Source organism: Flavobacterium limicola, from assembly GCF_003634755.1.
In the GTDB taxonomy this organism is placed as follows: domain Bacteria; phylum Bacteroidota; class Bacteroidia; order Flavobacteriales; family Flavobacteriaceae; genus Flavobacterium; species Flavobacterium limicola.
The window spans coordinates 171,359-183,405 of the sequence record NZ_RBXA01000001.1 but is presented as its reverse complement, the minus strand read 5'-3'; the positions used below and the strand labels follow the sequence as shown (position 1 = coordinate 183,405).

Genomic DNA, 12,047 nt, shown 5'->3' with positions numbered 1-12,047 from the left:
TTTTTTTATTTCTTAATGTATTTCAGCCATATTTTTTTGACTTCACCTAACACGCTTGGATTATAACCTGATTTATTTAAGACAAACCAAACATCGGGTAATTTATATTCGTCTTTTAATAGTTCGATTTTCAGGATGTTCTTCTCCGCTGATTTTCGACTGTCTAAAACGATTAAATTTGTTGTTGCCAGACTCATAAATAGCAGTGCTAGTTTATCTTTTTTTATGGATTGATTGTGAATGATGCACAACTCACATTCTTGCATCATTTCTTCAAGTTCATTTTGAAAAGTAGCCTTTGTATAGCTTAAATATTTTGGATCTGAAAAATCAAGATATTCTGTAGGTTCAAATTCATTTTCTAATTGTCCAGTTGCATCAATAATTACAATTTTCCGTCCTTGTTTTTTGAAAGCGAGAGCCAAATTTCTACTATGAAAAAGATGGTCTTTTTCATTGTCATAGGAACTTATTGCTATTATATTTTTCTTATTGATTAGTCCTTTTAATTCTATTTGAATTGCCTCTTTCAAGAAATTATCATCAATAGCTGATTGTCCTTTTAGAAACGGTGTTGCTATAGCGACCGGGATTGTACTGTTTTTCTCGATGGTATAAATGTCATTCACTTTAGCTTTGGCAAAATGAATTATATATATAAGCACAGTAGACACAAAGAGTCCCATTATCGCTGCTACTACTATTATAATACCTCGAATAGGAGAGACGGGTGTTTTTGAAATCTCTGCAGGTGTTATTATTTTATGAAAAGCAATTTTTGCTGATCGTGCTATTTCTGCATCTATTCTTTTTCCGTTCAAGAAATTATAATTGGTTTCATAAAGATTAAAATCGCGGTTCAATATTGTTAATCTTTTTTCTTTTTCTGGTAGGCCAATAAATACTTTTTCTGATTCGGTAATGTCAGAGGTGAGATTATTGTATTTTATTTGTAAATTTTTCTCAGTATTTTTAATACTTTCAATTTGATAATCTATAATGTCTTTTAGTTTAGTGTCTATAATTTTTACTTTTTCATTTTCAGGCGTATATGTCAGCAATAAATCCTTTTTGTCAGATTGCAATTTTTTGATATTTTTCACCATTTCCGTCGATAAAAGATCGGTAAAAGCTTCGAAATTTGGAGCTAATTCTAAATAATTTGTTTTTCCTGCATCGATATATTTATTTAAATCTTTTATCGCATTCAAACTCATCTTTATATTAGTTTGCTCAATTTTAAGTTGCGAAATTTTGCGTAAATCGGTTTCTGTTTCTTGTGGTAGATTGATAATATTTTTTTTATCTCTGTAGTTTTGAATGTTATTCTCAGAATTTGTCAGTTTTTTGTTAGAACTATTGATCTCTTTTTGCAAAAAATCTACCGTGGTATTAGCCGCTTTATATTTATTTTCGATGTAATCTCTTATGTATACTTCCGCCAGTTTATTCACAAAAAGTGCCGCTTTCTCCGGAACATTACTTTTCATATTAATTCGTATTACTGGAACATCTTTGTCTACTGGAACAATGTCTAAATTTTTATTGATCTTCTCCATTAGTTTTTGATTGCTTAGAAACTCAAACTCATAGGAATCAATAATTTTGATCTCCTTCTTAGATTTTATAAACGGAATATTTAATGTAATTAAAAGTATGGCTCCATCTATTTTTAAGGGTATTCCAAATTTCCCAGAAATACTTTGATTGGAATTGGGATAAAAAAACTGAAAATCTTTATTAGAAATAACATTCACGGAATATCTTTTGTCCAATGCTTTATCGGATTGAAAAGCACCTGCAATAAGGATTGGGGAGTTGCCAAACAATTCAACCGTTAGCATATTGCCCTTCCTGTAGATCTCTTTATTGAAAGGAATTTCATCCAGTGTTTTTTGAATAAGGTTAGACGATTTTAAAACTTCTATTTCAGTTGCAATTTTATTGGCAGTTGCAAAAACATCTAGATCTTTAAATAGATTAGCGCTTGGCAAGCCTTCTTGTACATCTGCAAGCTTAAGCATGCTAGTGCTCTCATAAAGAGGAGTTACATAATTAAGATATTTTTTAGCTGCTAAAACGGAAATAATCATTACTGCAATAATAATTGGCAGTCCACGTAAAAAAGGTTTGAATAATCTTATATTTTCATTCATAGGTGAGTAGTTTAGAATAATCCCATTATTATTGCCGCAGCACTAATTGTGGTGGTCAGGGGGATTATCGTTGCGATACGTTTGTCAAACTCTTTATTCTTTTTTGACGGTACAATGACAATATCTCCGGGATGAAGTTCAATATTTGTATTTAAAATATCATTAGGATTGGTTAAATCTATATTTGCAATTGCAACATTTTCTCCATCTTGTCGTAATATTTTAATTGACTTCAAATTGGCATAAAAATCAAATCCTCCTGTTTTACTTATCATTTCAAGTAGTTTGACATGATCTTTGTCTACTTGAATCGTGTTGGGATTTCGTACCTCACCTAATATGGTAATTTCTTTATTGAGTACTTTTACATCAATAATCGGGTTAACTAACCATTTTTTTAATATTGTTTTAATTTCTTCTTTTAGCTCAGGAATAGTTTTGTTCATTACAATTGTAGTCCCTATTTTAGGGATTTCAATGCAGCCATTAGTGTCCACTAAAAGCCATTTCCCATATACTTCATTTGAATTATAGATTCCGTAAACAGATCCTACGCTCAGGTTGTCTTCTCCCCAAACAGAAAGCGAGATTTTATCATCTTTTCTAATTTTGTACTGGTAGTTTGCATCATATAAAAAAGACGTGCTTTTACTAGGTTCTACCTCATTGACGAATAAATTTTGCGTTTTACACGATGCAAAGAGTAGTATTAAAAGGAATATTTTTAATATTTTTTTCATGTTTATGATTGCGTAATTTTTAGAAAAAGGAAAGGAATCGTTGTATTATAGTGGGGTTTGATTTTTTTAACTCCTCTTTTACCCGAATAATTTTATTAATAATCAGGGTCATTTTAGTACTGACATCACTGTCCTTAATGATGTAATCAAAGGCACCATATTTAAGGGCATCAATAGCAGTGGTAATATTTTCTTGGCCAGAGACCATAACTACATAAATATTTGGATTGTAGCGTTTTATTTTCTTTAAAACCTCAAATCCTGTTATGTCTTCCATATTATGATCTAAGAAAATAATGTCAGGATTGAGGTTGATATTATTTAAGCAATCAGTTCCATTACTAAAATAAGTAATATCATTATGTCCCATGTTTCTTAAAGATTTTTGATACAGGGTAGCACAAAAGACATCGTCATCTACGATAAATAATTTAAATTGATTTTGATTTTCCATTTTGTTTTTTTAATTGAAAACAGAATTGCCAAATTCAAGCCAAAAAAGCAAAACGTTGAAAATCAGTAGTTTGAATTTTATTAAATATTTTTTATTTCCATATTTTGGAATTAATTCTTAGTAAGGCTATCGGGAATAGAATTAATTTTTAAATTCATTTTTCTTTATTTGAAGTACTGCTTCTTCTAAAACTTTTTTTATAATATTGAAAAGAGCAGTAATTTGTTCTTTGTCATTTGTTGTCTTAGCTATCTTTTCAATTTGTTTTAATTCACTTAGAATACTGGTTATTCCCATGCTTTCTACACTAGGTTTTATCTTGTGGATTAATCGGCTTACTTCAATGTAATCAGGCTGGTATATTGCATTTGTTATTTTTTCGATAGTTTCTGTAGTCTGTTCCACAAATATGAAAATCATCTTATCTATAAATTCAGTATCACCTCTTCCTAAATTATATAAGGAATCGAGATTATAGAGTTTATCAGTGGTATCCTTTTGTATTGGTGTTAGATTTAATGGCTTCTTATTTATAGTGTGTTTTGCTATAGTTTCAATCAGAACATCTTCATCAAAGGGTTTAGTTACATAGTCATCCATACCGACTTTCTTACATTTGTCAATTTCTGTTTTAAAAGCATTTGCAGTAAGTGCAATTATGGGAGTAATAATTTTTAGTTTTTTTCTTATGATTTCGGTAGCTTCAATACCTCCCATTTCTGGCATCTGGATATCCATAAGGATTACATCAAAATTTTGATTTTTAAGTATCTCTAAAGCCTCTAAGCCGTTTTCTGCTTCAGTGACTTTACAGTTGAAATATTGTAAGGAATTTTGAGCCACCATTCGATTCAAGTAGTTATCCTCAACAAGAAGAATTGAAATATTGTCTATCCTAGTGATTGTTTTCTCAATATTTAGAATGGCAATATTATCTGTACTTCCTTTTTGAAAACTAAGATAAAAACAGATGGTTGTTCCTTTATTTTTTTCGCTTTCAATCTCAATTCTTCCATCCATTAATTTGATAAGTTCTCGAGTAATGGAAAGACCTAAGCCTGTTCCGCCATATTTTCGGGTAATTCCCTTATCCTCTTGAGAAAATTTATTAAAGATATTCTCTATAAAGTTTTTTTCCATTCCAATACCAGTATCTGATACTGAAATTCGTAGTTCCTGGGAAATGGTATTGTTACTTATTACATCGCAATTTATTGAAATAGTACCTTTTTGAGTAAATTTTATGGCATTACCAATGAGATTAAATAAAATTTGTTGCAAACGAAGCGTGTCTCCTTTTAATACATTCTCTATTTCAGGTGCTATTACAGTCGTAAGTTCTAATCCTTTTTGGTCTAGTAATGGTTGCAGGACAATTGTTACATTTTTTATGGAGTTTTCCAAAATAAAATCTTCAGACTCAAATGACATTTCGCCGGCTTCAATTTTTGAAATATCTAAAACGTTGTTAATAATAGCTAGTAAATGTTTGGATGCTACAGTACTATTGTCAATATATTTTTTTTGTAGGTTCGTTAAATCTTGTTTTTCAAGTTCTCTCAAAAATCCTATAATTGCATTTAGGGGGGTTCTTATCTCATGGCTCATATTAGACAGAAAAGCTTCTTTGGCTTTTGATGCTTCCTGTGCGTTTTCTTTTTCTTTTTCCAGATCGATTTCAAGCTGTTTTTGTTCCGTAATATCTAAATGAATTCCTATCGAGCCTACAAATTTTCCTTTGTCATCAAAGTTTGGCGCACCGCTTATGGCCCACCATTTTAGTTCCCCACGTTTATTTTTTATAGGGATTTGATAAATATCTGAAATACCTTGTAGTCTTTTATTATTTTTAGCTTTCATTATTTCAAAATTTTCGCCAAAAACAAATATTTCCGAAGGATTTTTACCGATTAATTCATTTATTTCATAGCCTGATATTTCTGCAAAACTTTGATTCGCAAATTTAATAATTTCATTCGTGTCGACTTCTATTAGACCAAGATTCATATTGGCAATAATATTTCGATATTTTTCTTCTTGATATTTTAGGTTGTTTTCTGCAGTTTTTCTTTCAGAAATATCTTGAATGAAGGAGCAAAAAAACATTTCCCCATTTTGTTTTACGGGAATAATAGAAATTTCTACAGGGAATTCATGTCCATTTTTATGTAATCCAGGAAGTTCTAGTTGCTTGTTTAAGGCTGGTCCTTCATTAGTTTTTAAATAGTGTTTCATCCCTTTTTCGTGCCGATCTTTATACTGATCTGGGATAATAATATTTGATAAAAGATGGCCTAAAACTTCTTCCCGTTTCCAGCCAAAAATGATTTCAGCTTGATTGTTCCAGAATGTAATCATCCCTTTATTATCTATAGTGATTATGGCATTAAGGGCTGAATTCATAATCAGGCGGTTTCGTTCCTCACTTTGTTCAAGTAAGTTTTGAGTTGTTATGCGTTCAGTAACATCTGTATATTTCCAAAGATGGCCTTTGTACTCATTATCTATAAAGATTGGAATGTATTCCCGTTCCAAAACAGTGTGTGCAACAGTCTCTAGAAGTTCATTTGTAGTCAAGACTCTATCGTTAAGGATTTCTTCTATCCTTGGACTAAATAATTCCGGGTTTTTAAATAAATATTTTGAGTGTTCGGCAGAGTTTGTACAATCAACACCAATCATTGTTTCAGGGGGCATAGGTATAGAAAACATGTTGCAAAAAAGTTGATTGGTAAACAGAATTTTTCGATTTTCATCTTCTACCAAAACCCCTGACTGAAGATTGGCTAGTAAAGTTTTTAACAATTCTATTGTACGTACTAGATCATTTTCAATTTTCGTTTTTTCTTCTACATTAATGATCATTTGGGAAAAAAAATCTAATAATTCTCTTTCTTTTTCAGTATAATGATAATGGTCTTTGACAGAATCAAAGCCAACAAAGCCCAGACACTCTTTTTTACTCATTAAAGGAATGACCAATAGACTTTTGATGTCTTGTGACTCTAAAATTTCTTTTAACGTTCCTTCTTCTAATTTTGAGACTTTAGGAATATGGATTGATTCCCCTTTTTTATTGGCCTCAACCCAAGCTTCCATGTACTCTAAAGGGATGTTTTGTAATTCATGAATTTGAGGTTCAATTCCTTCATTGCACCATTCATAAGTATTTGAACAGTTTTCAGACGGGAAGTTATATTTAAAAATGTATGCACGGTCAGCTTTTACAAACTGAGCAATCTCTTGAAGAGAATCATTGATAGTTGCATTTATTTTATCAGATGGTATATTTATATATTTTGAAGCTAAATTCATAAGAATCTGTTTCATTTCAGATTGCCTTTTTAGCTTTATTTCGATTTCTTTGCGTTTTTCAATTTGCTGGTTTAAATACTTTGAAATGAATAATAAATCATCTATTTCATCCACATTTTTTATGGTATTGAATCCATCTTCTAAAACTTCCAAGCTATCATATAAATTTGCAATAGATTGTTTTTTTAATTCTACTTCGGTTTTTAAACTGTCATTAACTTGATGGTATTCAATTTCACTTTCCTTAAATGCATGATCCATCAATTCCTTGTCTCTTTCATACGATACGTAGGAATGATTTATTGCGTTTATAAATTCCTTCAACACTGGATTATCGTTATAATCTGAGGGTAAGTATTTATTGATTTGTCTTTTGAGTAATTTGTGAAGGCTCATATTATATGATTTCATTGATACAAGTTATTGTCATGGTTTGATTGTGCAGCTCACAGTTTGCCATTGGGCGTAAAGGTGAAATTTCACCATAAGAATAAAAACCGGTCAGCATCATGTCCTTGCCAAAAACGTCAGCAACTGCTTCAACTTCTTCTTCTATTCTATCACTTAAGACAATTTTTCTACCTACACAACTGATTAAAATTGCTAATTTTTGGTTAGCACTTGTCATTTCAAGGCAAGAATTTGCCACATCACTTGCTGCATCAATTAATCGATCAAAATTAGCTTTCATAAAGCGTACCTTGCTTCCTTGGGGAATATCGCCTGCAAAAGTCATAGATTGATTAGTCTCATCAATAGAAAGGATGGTTCTTACAACAATAGATTCATTATCAGAAAGTTTTAGCGATAATGGAAAAGACAACGCGGATCCTGGAAGGTCTGCAGCATATTTTCCCAAATAATTTTTATATAAATCTAGTGCGTTTTTATTGTCAATTGTATAAAGTACATTGTCTTTAGACTTTGTTACAATTCTTTCTAGGCCAAAACTCTCCCAACCCCCAATAGAACCATGGCTTAAAATAAGTTTTTCGCCATAAAATCCGATAGCAATAATTTCGCCCGATTTAGGAACTTTATTCAGTCCAACATATGCTTTTTCAAATTTCATTCCATCACCGGCTAATCCGCCGGTAATCAAAACTCCGTCTTTTTTTACACTATTCATTCCTTTAACAAGTTCACTACCATTAACTTTTCCGCCATCACAGAGCACAAAAATTAGTTTCAAATTTTTTGTTGGGAGGCTCTTAACCAGTAGTTGTCCCGCGTCAAAACTATTTTTGAAATCAGCAATATTTACTTGAGATGTTGTAATAGTTGTTGAGGCAAATTCTATTGCAACTATGGAAATAGTATGATCTACAACCTCTGTATCATAAATTTCTCCGGCTGAGGTGCTTAGGGCAATTTGTGCAATTGGGAATTTATTTTTTATTGCTATATAGGATTCCGGATCCGTAATTAATTCTCTAGAACCAAAGGCCAGAACTAATTGTGCTTTGTTCGAATCTAAATTTTCTTCGTTTTTTTCTTTCGAAAAAGCCATGTCTTGATATAATAAAGAAGCTACTTTCATAAACTATTTCTTGGTTCTAATGATTGAATTAAATTATAAATAGTCGATTTTCCGATGTCGAGTTTAAAAGCAGTTTTCAATACATCGTTATTGTTTTTCTTTAAATGGTGAAGTATAATTTCTGAAGTATATTGTTTTAAGGTTTTTTCTTCGGACAAAAATAAATCAGTTTGGTTAATACTATTAAAGGTGAAATCATCCGGTAAAATCTCGCTTCCGTCACACATCACACAAGCTAGATCTATCACAGATTTTAATTCTCGTATATTGCCGGGAAAAGGATATTTAATTAACTTAGTTTTTGCTTCATTTGACAAGCTTAGCGGTTTCATTTTATTTTCTTTTACAAAGGAATCAATGAAATGTTTACTCAACAATAAAATATCATTTTCACGATCTCTTAAAGGAGGAAGTTCGATCGGTAATCCCATAATCCTATAGTATAAATCTTCTCTGAAAGTTCCTTTTTTCACTTCTGCAGACAAGTCTTTGTGGGTTGCAATTATTAAACGGGCATTGAATTTTATTCTGGCTGACCCCCCAAGGCGTACCACTTCACGTTCTTGTAAAACCCTTAATAATTTACTTTGGAGATTTAAATCTAATTCGGCAATCTCATCAAGAAAAATTGTTCCACCGTCAGCTTGCTCAAATTTTCCGATATTCCTATTATTAGCACCTGTAAAGGCACCTTTCTCATGGCCAAAAAATTCGCTTTCAATTAGTTCTTTAGGGATTGCCGCCATATTTACCGCCACAAATGGTTTATTTTTTCTTTCGGAATTATAGTGAATTGCTTTAGCTACAACCTCCTTTCCAGTTCCTGTTTCTCCAGTTATAGATACATTTATATTAGTATTTAAAGCTTTATTAATTTTATTAAAAACAGTTTTTATGGCTTCGCTTTGGCCAATTATAGTTTTTTCAAAGCTGAATTTTTGTTCTAGTTTTTCTTTTAATTCTTCTACTTCACTTACCAAAGAAAGATTCTCCTTAATTTTTAGTATTGAATTCCATAGTAAATCTTTAGTATGACTATTTTTTATAATATAATCCCTTGCGCCTGATTTTAGGAAATCTACTGCAACTTCAATTTCTTCTTGACCACTAATAATGATAATTGGGATTTGATTATTAATTTCATGAATTTTTTTCAAAAGTATATCTCCGGTTATATCTGGAAGTCCAAAATCCAGACAAATAATGTCAGGTTTTTGATATAAATTGTTAAGACAATCTTTTCCTGTTTGAAAAAGAAATACTTCGAAATCAGGGTTTAATTTTAAATGGAATTTTAACGTTTCTCCAAAAAAAGAATCATCTTCAATAAGGAATATCTTCAATAATTTCATCAGTTCAGCTTTAGGTTTGGGGTCTAATTGTTTACTAATTTAAGAAAAAAAAGAGGTGTTTAACAGAATTTATTTTACTATTTTTTTGAGTGTTTAAATAGTAAGTCTTAAATTTTTAAAACATTAGATTGCTCGCAGTTCTTTTAACATTTGTATTAAGGACTATTTTTTCTACCGTTCAAAATTTGAGATGATTATGCAACGGCAAATTAATATTAAATGAGTATTGTTAATCTAAAGTTTAGGTTTGCTATTACATTATTTGTTTTCATAGTTGGTTTGTAACTCTTTGGACAATTTGATGCTGAATTTCTTAGGTAGAGATTTGTTTATCTGACGATCAGAGACTAGCTTGAAATGAGATGAAAAATAGATTTTTGTTTTTTGTTTTTAAAAGCATTCACACAGTAGATTACTGTAAAGAGGGAATAGTTCAATAAAATTTATTTAAACAGTATGTACTTCAAAATTAGGCATTACTTTTGTAAAGAAATTTAGAATAAAAATTACAAACACGTACTGAAATAAATTCTGCCTATCATATGAAAGAACAATTTAAAAAGTTTTTGAACGAAGAACAAGACCCAAAGGCTATTGAGAAAATCGCTTCAAAACTGAGTGATTTATTGATGAAAAACGAAGAAATAGGATATATTGCTGTTCAAAAAAAACCAGCGATTACCGTTTTGCCGGATAGTATTGTGATGACGAATAAAAGAATTATCATTTGTCAGCCTAAAAATCTGGGGCTATCAATGAATTTTATTGATTACACTTGGGACGAAATTGAAGGCACTTTTGTGAAAGAAAATATTCTGGGTTCAGAGTTTTCTTTTACAACCAGAACAAATATGGAGGTTTCTATTGATTACATTCCTAAAATTCAAGCCAGAAAGATTTTTACATACGCTAAAGAACAATTGGATATATTGAAAGTCGGGTCGGTTTTGAACGCAACAATGATGGATGAGATTCCAGTTTCTCCAATAGAAGAAGTGGAGATTATCGAAGAAATGGAAACGGAAGAAGTGATTAGTTTTGCTGAAATAATGCCAGTTTCACAGCCTAATTTTATTGCTGAAAATCAAGTATTCGAAAACGTTCCAGCAACTCCAAAAGACAAATCGTTAAGTGATTTATCACAAGATGAACTTTTTGAGAAATTACAGAATTATAAAAAATTATTGGACAACGGATTGATTTTACAAGGCGAATATGACGCTTTCAAAAAAGAAATTTTGAGTCATATGTAATTAGTCTTAAAGTCGAAGGTCCTAAAGTCAAAAGATATTTTCCGTTTTGATTTTAGGACTTTCAACCTTTTACTCATAGCGTTCTCTTTTGTTTTTCTACAAAATTATTGGATTGTAATTCGAGCAAATCGGTAGCGTTTTTCCGTTGCAAATCATACAGTTTTTTATCGTCAGCAATATCTCCGTAGACTTTATCGTGCATCGTTGCACTAGTTTTTACGAGTAAAGTACGTTGGTATTTGTCTTGTTCGATTGTTGCTTTTAACGCTGTTTCCAGATCTTCCAGTTTATAATCGTATTCCCCTTTTGGAGATAAGAGTTTAGCAATAATAGGAGAAGTTTCAATGGCTAAAAACAGTAGCATAATAAAAAATGAAGGAAGCCACGGTAATTTGTCCAAGGCATTGATTCGTGCCATTAAACCGTCAAATCCATCAATAATAGGTTGGGTTTCGCTAACTTTCTTGTCTAAATCGGTTTGGAGGGTTTTGGTATTTTTCTCCATTGCAGCAATTTTAACCAAGTTGGTTTTTTGTAAGGTGTCCAGTTCTTGTTTTGCCAAATCATGTTTGGCAATCTTTTCCTTAAAAACGGGACCTTTGCCTAATTTTTTGGTTCCTGCGGTTCCTTCGGCTTCTGTGATGTAGGTTTCATACAGCGTATTTACTTCTTTCTCTTTGTTTGTGATTTCTGATTTTAATTTATCGATTTCTGCTTTGTTTTTATCCAAATCCGACTTGAAATAATTCGCTACTTCTTTTTTGTTATTCAAAGCCATCGCATTTTTCTCTTTCAACAAAACGGTATTGATTTCTTTTTCGAAGATTTTAATTTCTAATGGTTTCGAAATTACTATCGCAATAATTACCGCCAAAATAATTCGGGGAGTTGCCTGCAGGAATTCACTTCCTATTTTGTCTCTTTTTCGAATAGTGGAAACAATAAAACGATCTAAATTAAAAATGAGTAAACTCCAAACGATTCCAAACGCAATTGCGGGATACATACTGTCAAAGACGGTAAACAGTGCATACGAACTGGCAAGAAAAGCCATGACTGCGGTAAAAAAAACAGTGGCGCCAATACCTACATATTTGGTTTGTTCGCCTTCGGAACAGCCTTCAAGTATGTCTTTGTCGGCTCCGGAACAAAGGATAAAAAAATGTTTTAACATAATTAATTTTTTTGATTGCCTCGCCAGTTTACTATTCTAGCTCGGGTGATTGATGATTACAAA

General features: G+C 31.4%; 8 protein-coding genes. 1 reads left to right on the top strand and 7 read right to left on the bottom strand.

The window, feature by feature from the left end:
- Positions 1-5: 5 nt before the first annotated feature.
- The 6 genes from BC952_RS00765 to BC952_RS00740 all read right to left on the bottom strand — a co-directional run bounded on the left by BC952_RS00765 (position 6) and on the right by BC952_RS00740 (position 9,557).
- The gene (locus tag BC952_RS00765) at positions 6-2,156 is read right to left on the bottom strand and encodes a GumC family protein (protein ID WP_121363841.1); all 2,151 of its coding nucleotides are present in this window, start codon (positions 2,154-2,156) and stop codon (positions 6-8) included.
- Positions 2,157-2,167: 11 nt separating this feature from the next.
- Positions 2,168-2,896, bottom strand: a complete 729-nt coding sequence (locus BC952_RS00760) for a polysaccharide biosynthesis/export family protein (RefSeq protein ID WP_121363840.1) — start codon at positions 2,894-2,896, stop codon at positions 2,168-2,170.
- A gap of 19 nt (positions 2,897-2,915) precedes the next feature.
- Positions 2,916-3,350, bottom strand: coding sequence for a response regulator (locus BC952_RS00755; RefSeq protein ID WP_121363839.1), 435 nt, complete (start codon positions 3,348-3,350; stop codon positions 2,916-2,918).
- A gap of 141 nt (positions 3,351-3,491) precedes the next feature.
- Positions 3,492-7,076: a PAS domain S-box protein gene (locus BC952_RS00750; RefSeq protein ID WP_121363838.1), complete on the bottom strand. Its 3,585-nt coding sequence runs from the start codon at positions 7,074-7,076 to the stop codon at positions 3,492-3,494.
- Positions 7,063-8,205, bottom strand: a complete 1,143-nt coding sequence (locus BC952_RS00745; RefSeq protein WP_121363837.1) for an FIST signal transduction protein — start codon at positions 8,203-8,205, stop codon at positions 7,063-7,065. The genes BC952_RS00750 and BC952_RS00745 overlap by 14 nt, the downstream gene beginning before the upstream one ends.
- Positions 8,202-9,557: a sigma-54-dependent transcriptional regulator gene (locus tag BC952_RS00740; protein WP_121363836.1), complete on the bottom strand. Its 1,356-nt coding sequence runs from the start codon at positions 9,555-9,557 to the stop codon at positions 8,202-8,204. The genes BC952_RS00745 and BC952_RS00740 overlap by 4 nt, the downstream gene beginning before the upstream one ends.
- 542 nt (positions 9,558-10,099) lie before the next feature.
- Between BC952_RS00740 and BC952_RS00735 the strand changes: the two genes are divergently transcribed.
- Positions 10,100-10,810, top strand: coding sequence for a PH domain-containing protein (locus BC952_RS00735; protein WP_121363835.1), 711 nt, complete (start codon positions 10,100-10,102; stop codon positions 10,808-10,810).
- A gap of 73 nt (positions 10,811-10,883) precedes the next feature.
- On the opposite strand, the gene BC952_RS00730 is transcribed toward BC952_RS00735, so the two are convergent.
- Complete coding sequence (locus tag BC952_RS00730) at positions 10,884-11,984, bottom strand: DUF4407 domain-containing protein (RefSeq protein ID WP_121363834.1); 1,101 nt, start codon at positions 11,982-11,984, stop codon at positions 10,884-10,886.
- Positions 11,985-12,047: the final 63 nt, after the last annotated feature.